Origin of the sequence: Heyndrickxia vini (assembly GCF_016772275.1) — a bacterium.
Lineage (GTDB): Bacteria > Bacillota > Bacilli > Bacillales > Bacillaceae_C > Heyndrickxia > Heyndrickxia vini.
The window spans coordinates 4,151,046-4,171,808 of record NZ_CP065425.1 but is presented as its reverse complement, the minus strand read 5'-3'; the positions used below and the strand labels follow the sequence as shown (position 1 = coordinate 4,171,808).

Sequence of the window (20,763 nt, the reverse complement as noted above, 5' to 3'; positions counted from 1 at the left end):
ATAATTAATCGTTTAAGATAAAAAAATTCAGTAAGCGTTTTCATTACATGTTCAAGGGGAGAATGGAATGTCGCTGTTGCAGTATATTATTCGAACATTAATAGTTGTAATACCAGGTGTGTTTTTAATTGTTCTTGGGGTATGTCTCTTTAATCATCTTTCCTTTGATGCCAGCCTTATGACGATGATAGGAGCTGTTATATGTGGAATAATTCTTGGGACGTTATCTGCCTTTCTTAATCATAAAAGGTTCATTGCCCCTATTAAAATAATTGTTGAACACATCCATCAGCTAACGAATGGCCAATTGGATTCCAGAACGGAGCTTTCTAAAGCGGGAATGTTAAAGGGAATTGCCCAGTCACTCAATGAAATGACTGAAACATGGGAATCAATTATTAAGAAGGTAAATGAAACGGCCTTCCAGGTGGCATCTTTATCGGAAGAATTATCTACAAAAGCCGGGCAAACTACAACGGCAACAAAACAGGTATCAATAACTATACAAGAAGTAGCTGCTGGATCGGAAAAGCAAGTACAAAGTGTAGAGGAAAGCTCTGAAATTGTCGCAAAAATGTCTGCAGGTGCAGAACAGATTACATCAAATGCTCAAAGTGTTTCTTCTTCAGTTATTGAGACATTGAATGTGGCAGGTCGGGGAAACGAAAAAATTCAAAATGCAGTAACCCAGATGAACTCTATTCACGAAACAGTTAATGGACTTTCGGATGTCATTCAAGAATTAGGAGAGCGTTCCGAGGAGATTGGTCAAATCGTAAAGGTGATTACAGGAATTGCTGATCAAACAAATCTTCTCGCCCTTAACGCAGCAATTGAAGCGGCTCGAGCAGGTGAACACGGAAAAGGATTTGCCGTGGTAGCGGATGAGGTGCGAAAATTGGCGGAACAATCAGCGTTATCGTCCAAGCAGATAACAGATCTTATTCAAACAATCCAAATAGAAACTTCAAAGGCAGTTACATCAATGGAAAGGGCGACAAAAGAAGTATCTGATGGAATTAATGTTGTCCATTTTGCCGGGGAAGCTTTTCATATGATTCAAGAATCGGTACAAACAGTCACTAAACAGATTCAAGAAGTGTCGGTTGCTTCTGAACAGATGACAACGGGGGTTACTCATGTGGTACGTTCGATTGAACAGATCACCAGTGTTTCTGAAACAAATGCAGCAGGAACGCAAACCGTGTCTGCTGCTACTGAACAGCAATTAGCTTCAATGGAGGAAATTACTTCATCCACTTTCGCCTTGGCTAAAATGGCTGAAGAATTACAGAAACTAACAAAAAAATTTAATGTGTAAAAAAAAGTTTAAGAAAGGAGTCCTTTCTTAAACTTTTGCTGTTTTAATGCTGTAAAGGTACTAGTAAACTCGTTTATTATGACGAAGCTTTTGCCATTTCCGTACGAATCTTTAATGCCTTCCGTTCCCAAGGCTTAGTCATCCATCTTCTTAAGGCGAAACTTCCCCTAAACCATTCGTCTGCCCCTTGCGCAATCCAAATACCTAATAGGCCAAGCTCGAAATGCACTCCAAGTAAGTAGCTTAGTACAACGGCCACTCCCCACATAGAAATGATTCCGATAATAACAGGAAAACGAACATCCCCGGCAGATTTCAATGAATTCATTAGAACGATATTCATTGCTCTTCCAGGCTCAACAACGACAATCGCCCATAGTACAGGAAGTCCGATTGCGATTATTTCCTGATTGTCGGTAAAGAGCTTCAATACTGGCGAACCAACTAGTGCTAATAGAAGGGAAGCAATAAAGGATGCACACATCGCCACTTTTAACGTTTTAATGCCTCTTCGAAGCGCACGTTCATACTGCTTGCCACCAATATAACGGGCAACCAATAACTGTGTCCCTTGCGCGATAGCTAATGTAAACAAATAACAGATCATAGAAAGATTTAATAAATAGATTCGCGAAGCAAGAGCCGAAGTTCCAATAGCAACGACAAACCCGGTAATAACTAACTGTGATAATTGATAAGACAAATTTTCTCCCGCGGAGGGTATTCCTATTGCAAGAAGGCCCTTTACGTCTTCTTTCTTTGCATGAAATACATCATTCACCGTCAATTTTAATGAAAGTCTTTTATAAACAAAATAAATAAGTGCCACAACGGCGAAAATTCGTGCGGCAACCATTGCCCAAGAGACCCCGATTACACCTGTAATTGGAAGTCCTAATATTCCGGTAGTGGCGAGAATATTGCCTCCAATACTAATTAAATCCATAATTACAGTGACGATCATAGATTCCTTTGTATATCCATGGCTTCGAAGTACTGCACTTAAAGCTAGGGACAATGATTCAAGAAAAAGCGATGCCCCACATATTCGAACAAAAATAAGTCCGTAATCAAATACTTTTCCGTGAATATCAAAAAGTCGAAGTAAATGATCCCCAAATAAAAATACAATAACGGCGATAATTAATCCGAACCAAAAATTTAAACCAAAAACGGAGCGAGAAAGCTGTCTTGCTTTTTTAAATTGCTTTGCACCAATATTTTGACTGATTAAAACTGTAGCTCCAATTGATGTAACGGTGAATACTAATATAAATATATTTAGTAATTGGTTAGCCACCCCGACACCAGATGCAGCATCATCAGAATAGTGACTAAGCATCAATGTAGCCATAATCCCCATTCCCATGTGCAACGTCAGTTCGATTAAAAGTGGCCAAGATATATTAAAAAGGCTCTGCTCTTGAAATTCCTTTTTTTCAGCATTCAATGGGATTCTCCTACTCTAAAATAATTTACAAAGTCCATTGTAACTCTATACATATATTAGGGAAATAGAAAAATATGATAATTCATAAAAAAGGATGAATAATTGTTGCTGTTCATCATACGATCAGGTTAAATCAAATAAAGTAACTTATTGAAAACAGTAAAGGCGCCTATTTAGGCGCCTTTACTGTTTTCAATTATAGATTTTGTATAAGTACATATTCACCAGGTCCAATCATAGCTACGCCAATTACAACCGCAATCAATACGAAATTATATTCAAAACCGTTATTCGTCAACCAATATCCATTTCGTCCATGTACAGACAGAATTGCATCAATCATGATGATGACAATGAGTCCGGCACCGATTGGTGTAAATACACCCGCAGCAAAAAGTATTCCTCCGACTAACTCAAACAGCCCCGCTAAAATAGCCCAAATGGTGCCGCCGGGTTTGATTCCAATTGATTCGAGCCATTCACCGGTTTTACTAATTCCTGTTCCGCCAAACCAGCCAAATAATTTTTGTGTGCCATGACCAACAAAAGTTAATCCAATAACAAGACGAATGATAAGTAATCCGATATCAGCCATACATGTCCCTCTTTCATATCCTTATTTATGCGTAAATAAGTCAAATTTTTTTATGGTTATTAGTCAAAATAAGTGCAATCTATTTTTGGGAAAAGAAACCTTTTGACTAGGAAATCAATTAGGACTATTTCCCCTCTTATTCCCAGAATCTTTTCTAATTACAGTATGAACGGGGAAGTGTTTTTTATTCATCTTCAAAGGTATGTAAGGAAACGCATATTTTTGCATAAGTGAGTAAAGAGTAAATAGCACTTAAAACAAATCCCCGTTCACGAAAATATCCTTAATAGTTAATCCAAATTTACCCTGTATAGGATGTCTTTTGTATAAAAGTTTTAGAAAGAATGAAAAATAGGTCTTAGGAATGAAATGAAGGAAGGATCATACATGAAAAAGAATGATAGGCCAATTTTTGAAAATAAATCACTTGTCATTTGGAAAATGGCAATTGCCTCGGCTTTGTCATGGGAGATGGCAAAGATAACGGGTTCATACCACCCCTATCTAGCCCCTTTAACGGTAATCCTATGTTTGAAACCATTACTTGATCAAACCGTTTTTTTTGCCTTTTATCGTTTTATTGGAACCGTGTTCGGAATTGTTCTCGTTATTCTAGTGGCTTCCACTATTCCGATAAATGGATTCACTTTAGGAATACTAATTTTAAGTGGGGGGTTTATTGCAAAGTGGTTTAAGTTAGATATGGCAGCTATCGAGCAAGTGGCCTTAACAATTTTGCTTGTATTTGTATTTGAGCAGAAGTCTCAGCATTATGCCTTGGATCGAATCAAAGATATGTTAATCGGTGCAGTAATAGCAATAATAGTAAATGTATATATATTCCCTTCAATTTTTGTGAAGAGGGCTACCTCTGCATTTAACGAGTACAGCATTCAATTGTCTTCCGTGTATTCTGAACTTTCCCTATGGATTTTAGGTGGATGTGATCCTGTCAAAGGTAACGAGTATGAAAAACAATTAAAGAAATCTTTACAGGAGATACAACAAATGAAAAAGGACTTAAAAAAGACGTCTAATACTTTTGGTTACTTTCCTTTCTGTGTGAAGAAAAAGACAAATTTAAAAGAAATTTATCAAAAAACAAAGCAAATAAGCAAGTGCTATATCTATCTATTAGAAGTAGCAGAAACATTTAAAGATTGGGGTTCCTCGGGAACGATGAAAGAAAATGATAAAGTGATGTGGTCGGATCAGATGAAACGATTCAGTAAGAAAGTAGCTGACTTGGAAAAAAGGCATTCTTTTTCAAAGGATCCTCTTCTTCGAATCTCTTTATCAACAGAACAGCAATTACATCGTTATCATGTTACTTTATTTCAGTTGACAGAACAGTTTATACATAAATCAAATTCTAATCCTGAAAAGACCTATCAGATCCTTTAACCAAAGCATCTGTCTAATGAACTTAGCAAGACTATTGAGAATTCTCTATTTCAATAGAGTATATCAAAATAAGAGAAAGGAAACCCTAAAATGGATAAACCGTCGGTCAAATCTTATTGTTTATATTTAATTAAAATAAGGGAGAATGAAGTAAGCCCGAAATATAAAAAAATAGCGCACCTTTACGGTACGCACAACGAATAGCCAGCCATCTGATATTTTTTTCGGATAGTTGGCTATTTTGCACATGTGGCTTGGATATTTTCTGACCAAGGCATGTAGTTATGTAAAAGATCCGACTGCTGGTGAATTGGTAAAGTTGGCAGCTCTGTTAGTAGCTTGACTAAATATTGATAAAAATCGATACCATTTGCTTTTACTGTTTCAGCTAAACTTAGACAAATAGCGTTCGCTTTTGCACCTGCTTCGCTTACAGAGAACAGCCAATTTTTGCGACCGATTACGTTGGGACGAATCGCATTTTCAGCAAGATTATTATCGATTTCTAAATGGTATCATCAAGAAATGCTTTTAATCCTTCTGCTCGGCTCAACGTATATTCAGCTGCTTTCGCCAACGCATTTTTACCGAAGAACGGTGAGCGATCAATCCAAGCGAAAAATTCATCTACGATGGGCTTCGATTTTTCTTGTCTTATTTGTTGGCGCTCTTCTGGCGAAAGGTGTTTAATTTTACGCTCAATCTGATACAACCGGTCGCAGTAATCGACGCCTATTCGCCCGTTTTTACTATCAGCTTTTAACCAATAACGCCTCGTGTGCGCCCAGCAGTTGGCGAACTGCACGTCAGGTAAATGACCGTAAGCTGAATAGCCATCGCAAATCACCGTTCCTTTGAACCCGGCTATCAAATCTTCTAATACAGCTCGACTTCTAGATAAGGCGCTTTTGAAAAGGACAATGATAGGACCTTGACTTGGTACGCTACGACATACCCAGTTATAAGCGTTCGATTGACCGGATTTTCCGTCGGAACGATTAATGATTTGCGCATAGGTTTCGTCCACATGGAGCACTGACTTGGCTGTTAGTACTTGCTTCATCAAATCATAAATTGGTTGAAGCCAATCTTCGGCAGCGCGAATAACCCAGTTAGATAGGTTCTTATCATTTGTAAGTAGACCATATCGTTCCCATTCTTTCACCTGGCGGTAAAGAGGCAAGTACTGAATAAACTTATCGTAGATAAGTTTAGCCAAAACAGTTGGTCCTGCAATGCTACGTTGAATGGCAGTTTGCGGTGCTTTCCCACGCTTGATTTGTTTTTGAGTGGTATCTTTTTGCACACCGTGCACTCATAGGCATGCTCGATATGTTGCACACGCTTCATTGTAGCTGGAATGAATTTTGCTTCTTCACGTGCTATTGTTGTACCTACTTCTGTCATTTGATGAAGACAACAATCACATAGCGTATTAGCTGGATGATGGTGAATTTCTTCTATCTCAATATTGTTGCTAAATGAATCGTTTCTCTTTTTCTTTGATACTTTACGGACAACGGTATAGCTAACTGTTTCTGTGCTTTGTTCTTCTGTCTGCTCAGAATCGTTAAAAGACGGATCGTCTTCAAATAAAGAGCCTTGACCGTCTGGTACTTGATACTTTGATTTTTCTGATTTAGAACCATATAAAGCTTTGGTTAATTGACGAATTTGTTCGGTTAATGCCTCGTTCTGTTTTAAGGCCTTATCGAGTTTTTCCGAAAGCCTATTGTTTTGTTGATTGGAATTGGTCAATTGCGTTTCAAGAAGCTGAATTAATTTTTCATATTGTGCCCCATTATTTGAAGAAACATTAACCATTCGTCTCACCACTTTTCGCCCGTTTTCGTTACTTATAGTATACCATTTGGGACAAAAAAATGAAGCTAAAAACGGCTGTAAATCAATGTTTTGATAGATTTAGAACGCCCCTTTCAGTGATGATTTTATTGCTTTTGGCTGCTGAATGGATAATCCTTCTAGAAGCCAGCGAACCTCCTTTTGTGAAAGATTGCGTACTTCGTTTTCATCCTTGGGCCATTGTAGTTTGCCGTTATCCAAACGCTTATAAAGCATGGCGAAGCCATCACCATCAAAGTATAAACATTTGTAACGATCTTTACTCCATCCAGAGAATAAGAAAATGGAATCGCCGTATGGATCCAGTTTGAATGTATCTTGAATCAGTGTGGCAAGGCCATCAATTCCTTTACGCATATCGGTTTTTCCACAAATAATGTAAATGTTTTTGACATTTGTATAATCGTGCTTCACGTATGTTTCAACTCCCTCATAATGGTTCGAATTACGTACTCATCTACGCCGCTATGAAGGGAGATTTCAACGTTTGCCATTTTGATTGTGCAAATGCTAGTTAAAGATTCTTTTGGAGAAGTGGGTGGTAAATCCTTTTTACTTTCGGTATGAAGTGTGACGGGGACGATGGTTAATTTTTGTTGTGGCATAGAAAAAGCACCTCCTTTGATTGATATAAGTATCATACCAAGTGGTGCCATATGTTTGAAATGCGTGGTTTGAATGGGGGCTTACAGAATGAATGACATTGGTAGGTAGTATAGAATATGTAAAATCGAATTCAATTACTGAGGCGGTGCAAGCGTATGGCAGTTTTTCTTCTCAAGGGAAAACTCCCACCTATTACGCTGGTGGAACAGAAATTAATAGTTTATTGCGTTTAAATAAGATGCAAACAAATGCCCTAATTGATATTAAGGGAATCCCCGAATGCAGTGTTCTAGAGTACAAAAATCAGAAGCTTATTATTGGTTCGGCTGTCACTTTATCACAACTTGTTGAGTGGGAGATCTTTCCCTTGCTATCAAAAACCTTACGACATTTAGCCGATCATACTTCACGCAATCAAATCACAATCGGTGGCAGTATTTGCAGCCAAATGATCTATCGCGAGGCGATATTGCCTGTGTTGTTGACGAATAGCAAAGTAGTTATAGCAGGGAAAAGTGGTTTCCAAATGAAGCCTATTCACGAGGTTTTTCATTCAAAGTTACAGCTGGAAGATGGGGAATTTCTTGTGCAAATAATTATTGATGGTTCCTATTTGCATAGTCCATATGTTCATTTTAAAAGGACAAGGCAGGGAAAAATAGACTATCCACTAATCACTGTCACAGCCTTGAAAAGGGAGGAACAATTACGGTTTGCCTTTAGTGGACTTTGTGACGCCCCTCTTCGTTCTCTCCCTGTTGAAGAAGCAATGAATAATAAGAAAGTATGTTATGAAGAAAGAGTAAATATGGCAATGAACCAAATTTCTAGTCTTGTATTAAATGATTTTCAAGGATCAGCTGAATTTCGACAGTTTGTATTGAAAGGTTTATTAATGCGTACTTTGGAAGAATTAGAAGGAGCTGGTTAAATTGCTCGATAAAATGGCCATTTCATTTCAAATCAATGGTGAAGAAAAAAATGTATACATTAGACCAGCGGAGCTCCTTTTAGATATGTTACGTGAACAGTTAGGACTTACAGGTGCAAAGCCGGGTTGTAAAAATGGAGACTGTGATACGTGTACCGTTTTGATAAATGGAAAACCGATAAAATCATGCTTGAAACTAGCCATTGAAGCTAAAGGGCAAGCAATTACAACGATTGAAGGTTTAAAAAATGAGCCGATTCAAAAGGCATTTGTTGAAAAATTTGCAGTTCAGTGTGGTTACTGTACCTCTGGGTTCATATTGAATTGCCATGCGTTATTGCAAATACACCCAAATGCGACTGATGAAATAATAGAGGATTGGTTGGGATCGAATCTATGCAGATGTATGGGATATCAAGAAATCAAAGAGGCAGTTAAATCATTAATTGAGGACAATTCAAGCGCATAGGAAAACAAAATGCATTTAAAAAATCCTAGTCGGCAAAAAAGAACCAGTTCAAAAAAGAACTGGTATTCCATCAAGATAATAAACTCGTTTCTGTTGAGATCTCCTTCGGAAGAGTGGGCTCCGGTCCAAATTGTTTTTGAAAGTTTTTACGTAAATCTTGGATGATTTGGTGCAGTTCGAATAATTGCTGAGAAGAATCTAGTTTTCGTTGATGCAATGCGTTTAGAGATTCTGAAAATAATGCTTGTTTATTTGCTAGTTGTAGCTGCTTTTGGGCACTGATTTGTTGATCAAAATAAACTTGAGAAGTAATTTGCATCATTTGTTGAATCCAAGCATTCGCTTGTTTAGCAAAACGTTGTTTAGACATGATTTCCTCCTATTTTCACTTTTAAAGTGGATAAAACCTATTTTAGTTTAACCAATCATCAAAAAAAGAATCTTGATCGCTTATTTTTTCAAAAAGAAATTAACGCGTTTTGGAGGTACATATGGAAAACTACCAATCGATAGGGCAAAATTACCATCGGAAAGATGCGTATGATAAAGTGTGTGGGATAGTGAAATATACAGCTGATTACACGGTACCTGGGTTATTATATGCTAAATTGCTAACTAGCCCGTTTGCGCATGCAAAAATCAATTCCATAGATATCACTGAAGCATTGAAACTTCCTGGAGTGAAGGCCGTTTTAACGGGCGAACATTATCCCTTTTTAACAGGATCATTACTTAAAGATCGCCCAGTCATGGCCGTTAAGAAAGTTCGTTATATGGGAGAACCCATTGCGGTAGTTGTTGCTGAAAGTGAGCTTATAGCGAGTGAGGCAGTAAAAGTGATTCATGTGGATTATGAAATGCTTCCGGTTGTCAATTCAGTTGCAGATGCATTAAAAGAAGGAGCTACTTTAATTCATGAACATTTGAGTTCATATGCAAGGGTAAAGGAAGCCAATTTTAAACCAATGACCAACATTGCAAACCATGTAAAAATTCGTAAAGGGAATATGGATAAAGGGTGGAATTCTAGTGAGATTATTGTTGAAGAAACCTTTTCTTATCCAAGATGTGATCATGCCGCTTTAGAGACAAGATGTGTAAGATCCAGTATTTTCCCGGACGGCCAGGTCAATATTTATTCAACGTCTCAATCACCTTTTGTTATAAAAAAATTGATCCACCGATATTTTAATGTTGATCCCGGAAAAATTATTGTCCATACACCTTTTGTTGGGGGCTCATTTGGAGGGAAGGCTGCAGTACAAATGGAATTTCTCGCCTTTATGGCCTCAAAAGACGTTGGTGGCAAAGAAGTGAAATTAGAACTTTCTAGAGAAGAAGATATGCTATCAGCTCCGGGACATATAGGACTTGAGGCGAAAGTGAAGTTTGGCTGCACTAAAGAGGGAATTTTACAAGCAGCAGAGATTACTTTTTTATTTGATACTGGTGCTTATTCTGACCAAGGATTAGCAATGACTAAAGCTGCAGCTGCAAATTGTACGGGACCATACAACATTGAAAATGTTTTTTGCGATTCTTATTGTGTGTACACGAACCATCCATATGCAACTTCCTTTAGAGGTTTTGGCCATTCGGAGTTTACATTTGCAATTGAACGGTTGATGGATATTCTCGCAAAAAAACTTAACATGGATCCTTTAGAGTTTCGTTTAAAAAATACCATTCGGCCCAAAAATACGACACCTACTCAAACGGTTCTAAATGATAATAATATTGGGGATCTCTCTAAATGTATTTTACGTTTAAAGGAATTACTGAAGGAAAACGAAGGAAAAAGGTTGGAAGTGAATAGCCGGAAAGTGAGAGCTACAGGAGTAGCTGTTTTTTGGAAATCCCCTACTAGTCCGCCAAATGCTACGTCATCCGCAATTGTAACATTTAATCATGATGGCAGTGTAAATTTAAATATCGGGGCAGTCGAACTTGGGCAGGGGGTCAAAACGATACTTGCACAAATTTTAGCTGAACGTTTAAAGGTCGAAATCAATCAGGTAAATGTAACAAATGAAGTGAACACACAAACCAACCCGGAACATTGGAAAACTGTCGCCAGCACAGCCACATTTATGGTTGGGAACGCGGTTATTGAAGCGGCGGATGATGCCATTAACCAAATTAGGGAAATCGCTTCTATTTTGCTGCGTTGTTCTCCCGCTGAACTTGATGTGGCCAAAGGAAAAGTATTTTTGGAACGGAATCCAAACGTTTATGTTGATGTAAAAGATGTTGCATCTGGATTAAAGTATTCGAACGGAAACGCTATTGGTGGACATGTTATCGGCAGTGGAACTTACATTATGCGCAATCTAACTTTATTAGACCCAAATACTGGGAAAGGAACAGTTGCCCCCACATGGACAGTCGGAGCACAAGCTGTTGAAGTTGAATTTGACACCTCGGACTATTCTTATCAAATCGTAAGAGCATATTCTGTAATGGATGCAGGGAAAGTAATTAATTATAAAACCGCACAAGGTGTGACGATGGGTGGCATGTGTATGGGCCTAGGAATTGCGAGCAGGGAAGGATTTTCATTTTCGGAATCAGGGATAGTCGAAAACCCCAATTTGAGGTCTTATAAACTGATGCGTTTCGGAGATGCACCCGAATATTTAGTCGATTTTGTAGAAACTCCCCAAACCGATGGACCGTTTGGAGCGAGAGGATTGGGGGAACACGGGGTAATCGGAATGCCTGCCGCACTAGCAAATAGTTTATCGATTGCCGCTGAGGTAGAACTTAATCATTTGCCGCTGCTTCCTGAAACCATTTGGAAGGAGAAAAATAAAGTAGGGGAGAGTTAACATGTGTGTCCTAAAACGGTAGATCGTAACTTTTCTGGCGAAGTCATAAAGGAGGAACTATGATTAATCCATTTGCTAAACAAACGAATGATCAATTAAATCAAATTTTACACATCATTAACCAACTATATAATAACGGGCAATCCGATATGGGACAGCTCAAAAGCTTACGGAAAAAAGGAAACCAAGATCAGTCATCTCTTAATGAACTATTGCAAACGGAACATTTCAATTCAGAACAATTTCTACAAATTCAACAAATTGCTCAACAAATACAACAACAATTACAGCAGGAGTATGATCCCGAAAATGCCGTTTCAAAATGGAACTAACATTGAAAAATAAATAATATTTTAGGAGGCATCATTATGCAATTGGCTGGACATGAAATACATCAATTAAGTGAGTTAACGATGAGTTGTTTTAATTCTATTACTAATATGGCATATTTTATCAACCAGGCACAAGATCCAAAACTCAAGTCAATCATTCAGAAACATTTACCTCTACACATCCAAGATTACAATACTAAGGTTGAATATTTAAGCAAGGCTGATGGGCCTACTACGATATTTCAGCCACCATTATTACAACCTACATTAGAATCATTTACCCAATCACCCGTTTCACCTTTGCCTCCCGCCACGCCAAGAGTTGTCTTGCAAAACATGAAGGATCGCGAAATAGCCACTGCCTACCTATTAACATTGAAACGGGCAGGTCGGGAATATGCATGGTCAACAATGGAAACGGCAAATCCGGATTTACGCCAATTTTTAGAAAAGGCATTTTTAATGAGTAGCCATCATGCATATGATGTGTGGCAATACATGGTTGAAAAAGGCTATTATCCGTTAGAACCAGCACCACAAGATACAAGAGCGACATTGTCATTCTTTTTTCAGACAATTTTGCAAAACCCGGAAAATCAACAATTACAATAAACATAAGTATAGGGAAATATCAATTTGAAATTTCTAATTCTTTATAGTTACTTATATGTATATATATATAGTAGTTCGAAGGTGGTGTGAAGATATGGAGGATATATTTCAAATCTTAACAAAGCTCCCTTTCATTAAAGGAAAGTGTGTATTGGCAACAATTATCCATGTTGAAGGTTCAGCGTATAAAAAGGAAGGTTCTTGTATGTTGATAGAAGAAGATGGTCAACAAATTGGCATGTTAAGTGCAGGTTGTCTTGAAGAGGATTTAACGTGGAAAGCAAAACAAGTAATGATAGATGGGGATGCGAAAATCTTCACGTATGATATGAAAGAAGAAACAGACATGTCTTGGGGTCAAGGCGCCGGGTGTAATGGAATCTTGCATATTTTGTTAGAACCTATGAATGAAAAGTTAAAAAAATGTTTGCTACAATTAGCATCCCATTTGGATGATGGCCATTCCGTACTACATATTAAACAGTTTGATCATAATGATCAACTAATCGCAACTTGCTATTTACCTGAAAAGGGAGAGCCATTCGCTGATGACCTACCATATACACAAAAATATAAAGAACCGTTAAAAAGCGGTTTGTACGATTCGAACCAATATATCCATTTATATAAGCCGAAGCCGCGACTATATGTATTCGGGGCGGGACATGATGCCCGACCATTCGTGGAACTAGCCGCGAATACGGGCTTTTCTGTTACGGTATGCGATTGGCGTCCAGCTTTATGTGACAAAAGGCATTTTCCAAAAGCAAGTAAGATTATAATCGGTTTCCCTAATGAAATAGTAAAGGAAGTTACTTTTACACGAAATGATTTCGTTGTTATTATGACCCACCATTTTCAAAGGGATAAGGAACTTTTAGCGACAATAACATCCAAGGATCTTGCTTTTCTTGGAATATTAGGTCCGCAAAAAAGAACGGCTCGGTTATTAGAACAAGATGATATTCCTCCTGGGATTTCTTCTCCGATCGGTATGGAAATTGGTGCAATAGGGGCAGAAGAAATTGCTGTTAGCATTGTGGCGGAAATGATTTACGCTTTAAGAAAACGGGCAACAGTGATGGTTACATGATCGTCGGAATTTATCTTGCCGCCGGTCAAGGTCGAAGAATGGGGAGAAATAAGCTTGCTATGTCTTTAGGAAATGAATATGTAGGTAGCATTGCTCTAAAAATAATTCTTCAATCCCGCCTGGATTTTACCATTGTTGTTACAAATCCGTCTGATGAACTTATTTGGCTGCCACCGTCAGTAGCGGATAATGGAAGATATTCCACCTTTCCATGTTTTGATGCTCAATATGGTCAATCTTATTCCTTGAAATTTGGTGTAAAAAAAGCAATGGAGATTGGGGCGGAGGCAATAATTATTTTTCTTGCTGATCAGCCATTTATTTCGACTAAGTTGATTAATGAACTCATTTCACATTACAAAAAAGGTGCGAATGTAAATGTTGTGGCATCCTCCTTCAATCATATACCTAGACCACCTGTTCTTTTTTCCGAAAAATCCTTTGCGGAAATATTGAATTTGCAAGGCGACCAAGGGGCAAGAAAATTAATACGTCGAAAAAAAACAGGAGAACAGATAATAATCGAGTTCGCAGACTGTATGCCCTTTATTGATATTGATAATGAAGAGGATTTTTTGCGGGTTAGACAATTACTAGATGAAAAAGGGTGAGGAGGGAAAAGGATTGGACATAATCGGAAAAAGTGTTATTCGGAAAGATGCACTTGATAAAGTAACAGGTAAAGCAAAATATATAAATGATTTCTCAACGCAAGGAATGTTGCATGCAGTCCCTGTTATTAGTCCATTAGGACATGCGATAATTAAAATGATAGATACGACAGAGGCCCGGAAAATGACAGGTGTTAGAGCGGTGATTGCTGGTGAAAGATTTCCTTTAACGGGTGAGGAAATGCGCGATCGTCCACCAATAGCCGTTGATAAGGTTCGCTACCATGGAGAAGTTGTCGCGGTAGTTATCGCAGATACATTATTCCTGGCTAAGAAGGCCGCAAACCTAATTAATATTCAATATGACCCCCTTCCAGTTGTCAATTCACCATCACAAGCATTCAGTGAAAATGCCCCAATCATACACGAAAACCTAGGGAAGTACGAAAAAATCCCTTCCGTTTATCCAGTTCCGGGAACAAATATAGCCAGTTTACAAAAAATACGCAAAGGTAAAATTGAACAAGGATGGAATGAGAGCGATGTAACAGTCGAAGCGAACTTCTCCTTTAAACCATCGGACCATGCAGCAATGGAAACACGGTGTGCAACTGCAGAAATCAAACCTGATGGAACGATTCTTATATCAACGACTTCCCAAGCACCTTTTATGGTAAAGAGACTAATTAGCCAATATTTTCAGGAAGATGTCGGCAAAATTATTGTTAACACACCGCTTGTCGGGGGGGCATATGGCGGAAAGGCATCTGTACAAACAGAAATTCTTGCTTATCTTGCATCGAAAGCGGTTGGAGGACGTCCTGTTAAAATGGCCTATTCAAGAGAAGAAGATATGCTTACCGCACCATGTCATATCGGACTTGATGCAACAATTAAATTAGGATGTACAAAAGAAGGAATAGTGAAAGTCGCGGAAATCACCTTTTTATTTGATGGAGGTGCCTACTCAGATAAATCAATCGATCTCAGTAGGGCAGCATCTGTTGACTGTACAGGACCCTATTACATCGAAAATATATGGTGTAATTCGTATTGTATGTATACAAACCATCCTTATGCAGCTCCTTATCGCGGGTTCAGTCATTCTGAGCTTTTATTTGCATTTGAAAGGACGATGGATCTTTTAGCAGAAAAATTACAAATAGATCCATTCGATCTGCGCTTTCGAAATGCAATTCTCCCCGGACAAACAACACCAACTCAAGTCGTTCTTGATCGGAGTATGGTCGGGGATTTACGAAAATGCATTGATCGGGTAAAGCAATTGGCGAATTGGGATGAAGGTCAAGTAACGGAAGTAAATGACCGAATTGTTCGCGTAAAAGGGGCTAGCTGTGGGTGGAAAACATCAACAATTGACCTTAATTCGAGTTCGGGCGTGATATTGACGTTTAATATAGATGGAAGCATCAATTTAATGTCGGGAGTCATTGAAATTGGTACGGGAACAAAAACGGTCCTTGCACAAATGCTTGCCGAGCGTTTAAAAATGGATGTGAATCAGATTCATGTTCGAATGGAAGTGAATACGCAAACAACGCCTGAACATTGGAAAACTGTAGCAAGCCGGGGAACATTTTTAGCCGGTAAAGCATTGATGGAAGCGGCAGATGATGTTGAGCGCCAATTAAAGGAAATTGCATCGTGTATTTTAAGAGTTTCACCGGGGGATTTAGTCGTTGCAAATTCACGCGTGTTTTTAAGGGATAATCCAGCAGTCGGACTGGACTTTCCTGAAATTGTGTATGGCTACATGTACCCAAACGGTAACTCAATTGGTGGGCAAATTATCGGTAGAGGTAATTATATTTTAAGAAGATTAACAAATATTGATAGCGAAACAGGTGCCGGGAAACCCGGTCCCGAATGGACGGTATGTGCTTCTGTCGTAGAAGTAGAATTTGACCGAAGGGATTATACTTATAAAATAATTCGAGCAAGTACAGTTGTGGATATTGGAAGGGTTTTAAATGAAAAGACTGCAAAAGGGCAAGTGATGGGGGCGATGAGTATGGGGCTTGCTTATGGTGGAAGAGAAACGTTTATTTTTGATGAGTTAGGTAGAATGCTAAATCCTCAACTACGAACCTATCGTCCAATACATTATGGGGAGAATCCCAAGTATTTAGTAGATTTTATTGAAACACCCATGTTAGATGCTCCGTTCGGATTACGAGGTGTCGGGGAACATGGAATATTAGGAATGCCTGCCGCATTAGGGAACAGTTTATCGAAGGCGGCAGGAGTATCGTTGCATCACCTTCCTCTTATTCCGGAGCTGATATGGAGGACAAAGGAGGGAACCGTACGTGATTCCCTATGATTTCGACTATTATCAACCGACAACCATAGAACAAGCAACATCTTTGTACCATTCATTAAGACTTGATGGGAGAAGGCCGAAGTTTTTTTCAGGCGGGACAGAAATCATTACCCTTGGGAGATTAAACAAAGTTTATACTGATGCCGTCATTGATTTAAAAAAAATCCCCGAATATAACGTTGTGTATTCTAGTGAAGATCGCTTAATCATTGGTGGAGGGCTTTCACTGGTGCAAATTGAAGAAATGAATCCCTTTCCGCTATTAGCTAAAACGGTAAGTGAAATTGCTGATCATACTGCCCGTACAAAAATTACAGTAGCTGGAAACATTTGCGCTCAAATCTTTTACCGTGAAGCGGTATTGCCCTTTTTATTAGCTGATAGTCTAATAGTAGTTGCTGAGTATAATGGCATTAAATTTTATCCGATCCATCAAGTTTTTAAGGAATGCCTCTGTTTAAACGAAGGGGCATTTCTCCTCCAAGTTAGTACAGACCAAAAATTGATTAGTGCCCCCTTTAGAACGATAAAAAAGAGAAAACAATGGAATACGGGTTACCCTCTTATTACTATTGCGGCATTAAAAGTGGAGAATCAGATAAGAATAGCTATAAGTGGATTATTCCCTTTTCCGTTCCGTGCTTTTGAAATGGAGAAGTATCTAAATAACAATCAACTTTCTATGGAGGAAAAGGTTAATCAAGCAATGGAGAAGATTCCTTCTTCGGTCTTAGATGATGTAGAAGGTTCTTCGGAGTATCGTTTATTCGTATTAAAAAATACATTGGTTGATATTTTAGTAGAATTGGAGAAGGAGTGAGGCTTGGTTATGTCTTCATTAGTTTCCGTTATATTACACGTCAATGGGGAACAAAGGACGGTAAATGTAAGGCCGGCAGAGACCTTGCTCAGTGTATTACGAAATAATCTTGGACTAACTGGAGCGAAGCCCGGGTGTTTAAATGGGGATTGTGGTGCCTGTACCGTAAACATTGATGGATGGCCGATGAAATCCTGTCTCATGTTAGCAGTTGAGGCAGTCGATAAACGGATTACTACGATAGAAGGATTGGAAGGGGCTCCTATTCAACAAGCATTCGTCGAAACGTTTGCCTTTCAGTGTGGTTACTGTACCCCGGGATTTATCATGAATTGCCATTCTCTCATTCAGCAGCATCCGGACGCATCAAACGAAGTTATTCAAGAATGGCTTGAATCGAATATTTGTCGATGTACAGGGTACCAGGAAATTGAGCAGGCAATCAAGTCGGTGCTTAGAATGAGAGAATCCACGGAATAGTTGGTAGGCGCACTTGATGTTTATGTTTAATGATTGTTGTTTGTGAGTGTGGATATTTACCCTTTAAAACGGGAGTATCAAAATCTCCTATATGAATTAATATTAAAATAATTGTGTCAAATCATTTGCTTCCATTCATGATAAAATTTATAATCGCTAAGATGAATAGAAATAGATGGGGGATGCATCATGATACGCAGGTTTTTTTCATATTATACACCGCATAAAAAGTTATTTATGATTGACTTTTTCAGTGCGGTAGTTGTTGCATTATTAGAATTAGGATTTCCGCTTGCTGTACAGTGGTTTATCGATCGCCTTTTACCAGATGGAAACTGGTCCACGATTGTATCAGTGGGCTGCGGGTTGCTGGCACTTTATGTGATGAGTACGTTTTTGCAATATATTGTCAACTATTGGGGGCATAAGCTCGGAATCAATATTGAAACAGATATGAGACAGCAGTTATTCCAGCATGTTCAAAAGCAATCGTTTCGTTTTTTTGATAATACGAAAACAGGACATATTATGAGCCGAATTACGAATGATTTATTTGATATAGGTGAACTTGCCCATCATGGGCCGGAAGATATGTTTATTGCTGTTATGACATTTGTTGGCGCATTTTGGATTATGCTAACGATTAATGTTCAATTGGCATTAGTAACGATTATTATCGTTCCCTTTTTAATTTGGTTAATTACGGTTTGTAATATAAAAATGAATAAAGCATGGAAACAAATGTATAGTGATATAGCAGACGTTAATGCCCGTGTGGAAGATAGCGTTTCGGGGGTGCGTGTTGTTCAATCGTTTACAAATGAAAACTATGAAATTACAAGATTCACAAAAAATAATCGTCGTTTTAGAAAGGCGAAGCTTAGCGGATATAAGGTGATGTCGTTCAGTAATTCGGGAATCTATATGATGACTCGATTTATTATTTTAGCAGTATTGATCTATGGTGCTTGGCTTAGCTTCAATAACCATTTATCATATGGTGAGCTCGTTTCTTTTATCTTATATGTGAACGTACTTTTTAAACCAGTTGATAAAATTAGTGCGATTATGGAGCTCTATCCGAAGGGGATGGCCGGTTTTAAACGTTTTATTGAATTAATTGATCAAGACCCAGAAGTCGTGGATCAAAAAGGTGCAACTGAAATTACTTATCTTCATGGGGATATTGAGTTTGAGGATGTGTCTTTTAGTTATGATGAACATAAGCCTGTTTTGGAACGCATTGATTTATCAATACAAGCTGGAGAGACAATCGCCTTTGTTGGACCATCCGGTGCAGGGAAAACGACCATATGCTCGTTAATTCCGAGATTCTACGATGTAAATGAAGGAAGAATTTTAATTGACGGAATCGATATTCGTGAGATGACAAAACAATCATTAAGATCACAAATTGGAATTGTTCAACAGGATGTTTTTCTCTTTACTGGAACGCTACGTGAAAACATTGCTTATGGAAAATTGGATGCAACAGAAGAAGAAATTGTGGAGGCTGCAAGACGTGCCCATTTAGAGGAGTTTATTCATTCGCTTCCATTTGGATATGAAACGCAAATTGGTGAGCGAGGATTGAAGCTGTCAGGCGGACAAAAGCAACGAATTGCAATTGCGCGTATGTTTTTGAAAAACCCGCCAATATTAATTTTGGATGAAGCAACATCCGCCCTAGATACCGAAACAGAACGGATCATCCAACAAGCGTTAAATGAACTAGCAATGAACAGAACCACCTTAATCATTGCTCACCGTCTAGCAACCATTCAAAATGCCGACCGAATCGTCGTCGTCACTGAAGATGGTATTGCTGAAGAAGGAACACACAACGAACTCATCCAAAAAGGCGGCATCTTCGCTAAACTACACCAAGTCCAATACGAACAGCAGGGAGTATAATTCCTGCTGTTTTTTTGAATGGGAGCAAACCCTAAGGTGAAAGTTAACATATTCCAATAGAAGAATCAGCGGTAAGTTACCACAGGGTTCCATTTAACCTCTGTGGGAGTTTGGGCTTTTAAAAGTTACAAATACGTTTTGAAATTTGACACATTTCTTTAAATTTATGCCTATGCAACAAAGGAATTAGATGCTTAGTTATAGAATATAAAAAAATGAGGACAAAGGACCCAATCCTATATCCCGAAATACTGGAAAAGTAAGTAGGTAAGCCATTTGCATTGTGGATGATTTCGAATATTTTCTAATAAGCCTTTGACAATAGCGGGGCTATAAACAGGCTTTACTATATGTTCTTTTAAGAGGATTAAAGACTCCATTTCTATCGATTCTTCTATCTCCTTTATCTTTTTGTCAATCTTCTTAATCATCTTTTCTTTTGTTAGTCCCTCAGGAATTGCATTATTGCACAGCTCTGCCAGTTCCTCAGAGATAAAGGGAATGGTTGTATGTTTGGCCAGGAGATTGGTTTTCTCCTCGAGTGACTTTGACAGGGCCTCTAGGTCAATGGGAAAGTTATAAAAGAAAAACAAATGAGAATAGGTCCCCATAAAGCCTCGAATACAATACATAAGGTCATATTTAATTGCAGCGACATTCTTTCCATATAAACGTTCAATCATAAATAGAATTGTTTGATCGAGTATTTGATCATAATAACGCAACTTAGAAATTAATTCTTTATTGAGCGAATAATTTGATTGCTCGTTCATCATTACTTTTGCAAAATCGGATTTCTGATGAAATGCGTGAAAAATAGCATAATAAAATTTATATAGTAGTTTATCATTAGTTACTGAGTTTTTGACTATATGGTCAATATCAGCTGTTATTTGCATCATAAAGTGGTCAATTATAGACAAAATTAATTCATCTTTTGATTTGAAGGATAAGTAGAAAGCACCCTTCGAGATCCCGCAACGCTCTGTTATTTGTTGAACGGAGGTGGATTCAAACCCTTGCTCGGCAAATAATTCTAAAGCTTTTTCCATTATTAGTTGTTTTTTTTGCATCTTATTTGCTCACTCCT

The 20,763-nt window shown here is 38.2% G+C and carries 19 protein-coding genes and 1 pseudogene; 13 read left to right on the top strand and 7 right to left on the bottom strand.

Annotated elements, in window-relative coordinates; genetic code table 11:
* Positions 1-67 precede the first annotated feature (67 nt).
* Entirely contained in the window at positions 68-1,321 is a 1,254-nt protein-coding gene (locus I5776_RS20675) for a methyl-accepting chemotaxis protein (protein ID WP_202778352.1), read from the top strand.
* Positions 1,322-1,397: 76 nt separating this feature from the next.
* Here I5776_RS20675 and I5776_RS20670 read toward each other — a convergent pair whose 3' ends face one another.
* Together I5776_RS20670 and I5776_RS20665 are read right to left on the bottom strand one after the other, a co-directional pair.
* Complete coding sequence (locus I5776_RS20670; RefSeq protein ID WP_202778351.1) at positions 1,398-2,771, bottom strand: MATE family efflux transporter; 1,374 nt, start codon at positions 2,769-2,771, stop codon at positions 1,398-1,400.
* Between the two features lie 196 nt (positions 2,772-2,967).
* Positions 2,968-3,366 carry a DoxX family protein gene (locus I5776_RS20665; RefSeq protein ID WP_202778350.1) on the bottom strand — a complete coding sequence of 133 codons (399 nt, stop codon included), beginning with the start codon at positions 3,364-3,366 and terminating at the stop codon, positions 2,968-2,970.
* Positions 3,367-3,753: 387 nt separating this feature from the next.
* Between I5776_RS20665 and I5776_RS20660 the strand changes: the two genes are divergently transcribed.
* A complete protein-coding gene (locus I5776_RS20660; RefSeq protein ID WP_202778349.1) occupies positions 3,754-4,770 on the top strand; it encodes an FUSC family protein in 1,017 nt (338 codons plus the stop codon).
* Between the two features lie 236 nt (positions 4,771-5,006).
* Here the strand turns inward: I5776_RS20660 and tnpC are convergent.
* The 3 genes and pseudogenes from tnpC to I5776_RS20645 form a co-directional block, all read right to left on the bottom strand.
* A pseudogene (gene tnpC / locus I5776_RS21855) lies at positions 5,007-6,594 on the bottom strand (IS66 family transposase).
* 99 nt (positions 6,595-6,693) lie between these two features.
* Positions 6,694-7,047 (bottom strand): IS66 family insertion sequence element accessory protein TnpB, encoded by a 354-nt coding sequence (gene tnpB / locus I5776_RS20650; RefSeq protein ID WP_143252667.1) that lies wholly within the window; start codon positions 7,045-7,047, stop codon positions 6,694-6,696.
* Positions 7,044-7,238 (bottom strand): hypothetical protein, encoded by a 195-nt coding sequence (locus tag I5776_RS20645; RefSeq protein ID WP_055740709.1) that lies wholly within the window; start codon positions 7,236-7,238, stop codon positions 7,044-7,046. The genes tnpB and I5776_RS20645 overlap by 4 nt, the downstream gene beginning before the upstream one ends.
* Before the next feature lie 92 nt (positions 7,239-7,330).
* Here I5776_RS20645 and I5776_RS20640 point away from each other — a divergent pair, with 92 nt between their 5' ends.
* Both I5776_RS20640 and I5776_RS20635 read left to right on the top strand, forming a co-directional pair.
* Complete coding sequence (locus I5776_RS20640; protein ID WP_202778348.1) at positions 7,331-8,170, top strand: FAD binding domain-containing protein; 840 nt, start codon at positions 7,331-7,333, stop codon at positions 8,168-8,170.
* Between the two features lie 13 nt (positions 8,171-8,183).
* Positions 8,184-8,639, top strand: coding sequence for a (2Fe-2S)-binding protein (locus I5776_RS20635; protein WP_202780886.1), 456 nt, complete (start codon positions 8,184-8,186; stop codon positions 8,637-8,639).
* A 70-nt stretch (positions 8,640-8,709) separates the two neighbouring features.
* On the opposite strand, the gene I5776_RS20630 is transcribed toward I5776_RS20635, so the two are convergent.
* Positions 8,710-9,009 carry a hypothetical protein gene (locus tag I5776_RS20630; RefSeq protein WP_202778347.1) on the bottom strand — a complete coding sequence of 100 codons (300 nt, stop codon included), beginning with the start codon at positions 9,007-9,009 and terminating at the stop codon, positions 8,710-8,712.
* Between the two features lie 121 nt (positions 9,010-9,130).
* Here I5776_RS20630 and I5776_RS20625 point away from each other — a divergent pair, with 121 nt between their 5' ends.
* The 9 genes from I5776_RS20625 to I5776_RS20585 all read left to right on the top strand — a co-directional run bounded on the left by I5776_RS20625 (position 9,131) and on the right by I5776_RS20585 (position 19,673).
* A complete protein-coding gene (locus I5776_RS20625; RefSeq protein WP_202778346.1) occupies positions 9,131-11,467 on the top strand; it encodes a xanthine dehydrogenase family protein molybdopterin-binding subunit in 2,337 nt (778 codons plus the stop codon).
* Between the two features lie 59 nt (positions 11,468-11,526).
* Positions 11,527-11,799: a hypothetical protein gene (locus tag I5776_RS20620; RefSeq protein WP_202778345.1), complete on the top strand. Its 273-nt coding sequence runs from the start codon at positions 11,527-11,529 to the stop codon at positions 11,797-11,799.
* 36 nt (positions 11,800-11,835) lie between these two features.
* Entirely contained in the window at positions 11,836-12,411 is a 576-nt protein-coding gene (locus I5776_RS20615; protein WP_202778344.1) for a spore coat protein, read from the top strand.
* A 94-nt stretch (positions 12,412-12,505) separates the two neighbouring features.
* A complete protein-coding gene (locus tag I5776_RS20610) occupies positions 12,506-13,504 on the top strand; it encodes an XdhC family protein (protein WP_202778343.1) in 999 nt (332 codons plus the stop codon).
* Entirely contained in the window at positions 13,501-14,115 is a 615-nt protein-coding gene (locus I5776_RS20605) for a nucleotidyltransferase family protein (protein ID WP_202778342.1), read from the top strand. The genes I5776_RS20610 and I5776_RS20605 overlap by 4 nt, the downstream gene beginning before the upstream one ends.
* Positions 14,102-16,459: a xanthine dehydrogenase family protein molybdopterin-binding subunit gene (locus I5776_RS20600; RefSeq protein WP_202778341.1), complete on the top strand. Its 2,358-nt coding sequence runs from the start codon at positions 14,102-14,104 to the stop codon at positions 16,457-16,459. The genes I5776_RS20605 and I5776_RS20600 overlap by 14 nt, the downstream gene beginning before the upstream one ends.
* Positions 16,446-17,279, top strand: coding sequence for an FAD binding domain-containing protein (locus tag I5776_RS20595; protein ID WP_202778340.1), 834 nt, complete (start codon positions 16,446-16,448; stop codon positions 17,277-17,279). The genes I5776_RS20600 and I5776_RS20595 overlap by 14 nt, the downstream gene beginning before the upstream one ends.
* 9 nt (positions 17,280-17,288) lie before the next feature.
* On the top strand, positions 17,289-17,759 hold the full coding sequence (locus tag I5776_RS20590; protein ID WP_202778339.1) for a (2Fe-2S)-binding protein: 471 nt from the start codon (positions 17,289-17,291) through the stop codon (positions 17,757-17,759).
* Between the two features lie 189 nt (positions 17,760-17,948).
* Positions 17,949-19,673, top strand: coding sequence for an ABC transporter ATP-binding protein (locus I5776_RS20585; RefSeq protein WP_202778338.1), 1,725 nt, complete (start codon positions 17,949-17,951; stop codon positions 19,671-19,673).
* A 236-nt stretch (positions 19,674-19,909) separates the two neighbouring features.
* Here I5776_RS20585 and I5776_RS20580 read toward each other — a convergent pair whose 3' ends face one another.
* Positions 19,910-20,746 carry a TetR/AcrR family transcriptional regulator gene (locus I5776_RS20580; protein WP_202778337.1) on the bottom strand — a complete coding sequence of 279 codons (837 nt, stop codon included), beginning with the start codon at positions 20,744-20,746 and terminating at the stop codon, positions 19,910-19,912.
* Between the last annotated feature and the right edge of the window lie 17 nt (positions 20,747-20,763).

Coding starts and splice junctions, on each gene's coding strand:
- I5776_RS20675 (WP_202778352.1), top strand. CDS start 68: ATGTCGCTGTTGCAGTATATTATTCGAACATTAATAGTTGTAATACCA.
- I5776_RS20665 (WP_202778350.1), bottom strand. CDS start 3,366: ATGGCTGATATCGGATTACTTATCATTCGTCTTGTTATTGGATTAACT.
- I5776_RS20660 (WP_202778349.1), top strand. CDS start 3,754: ATGAAAAAGAATGATAGGCCAATTTTTGAAAATAAATCACTTGTCATT.
- I5776_RS20645 (WP_055740709.1), bottom strand. CDS start 7,238: ATGCCACAACAAAAATTAACCATCGTCCCCGTCACACTTCATACCGAA.
- I5776_RS20640 (WP_202778348.1), top strand. CDS start 7,331: ATGACATTGGTAGGTAGTATAGAATATGTAAAATCGAATTCAATTACT.
- I5776_RS20635 (WP_202780886.1), top strand. CDS start 8,184: ATGGCCATTTCATTTCAAATCAATGGTGAAGAAAAAAATGTATACATT.
- I5776_RS20630 (WP_202778347.1), bottom strand. CDS start 9,009: ATGTCTAAACAACGTTTTGCTAAACAAGCGAATGCTTGGATTCAACAA.
- I5776_RS20625 (WP_202778346.1), top strand. CDS start 9,131: ATGGAAAACTACCAATCGATAGGGCAAAATTACCATCGGAAAGATGCG.
- I5776_RS20620 (WP_202778345.1), top strand. CDS start 11,527: ATGATTAATCCATTTGCTAAACAAACGAATGATCAATTAAATCAAATT.
- I5776_RS20615 (WP_202778344.1), top strand. CDS start 11,836: ATGCAATTGGCTGGACATGAAATACATCAATTAAGTGAGTTAACGATG.
- I5776_RS20610 (WP_202778343.1), top strand. CDS start 12,506: ATGGAGGATATATTTCAAATCTTAACAAAGCTCCCTTTCATTAAAGGA.
- I5776_RS20605 (WP_202778342.1), top strand. CDS start 13,501: ATGATCGTCGGAATTTATCTTGCCGCCGGTCAAGGTCGAAGAATGGGG.
- I5776_RS20600 (WP_202778341.1), top strand. CDS start 14,102: ATGAAAAAGGGTGAGGAGGGAAAAGGATTGGACATAATCGGAAAAAGT.
- I5776_RS20590 (WP_202778339.1), top strand. CDS start 17,289: ATGTCTTCATTAGTTTCCGTTATATTACACGTCAATGGGGAACAAAGG.
- I5776_RS20585 (WP_202778338.1), top strand. CDS start 17,949: ATGATACGCAGGTTTTTTTCATATTATACACCGCATAAAAAGTTATTT.
- I5776_RS20580 (WP_202778337.1), bottom strand. CDS start 20,746: ATGCAAAAAAAACAACTAATAATGGAAAAAGCTTTAGAATTATTTGCC.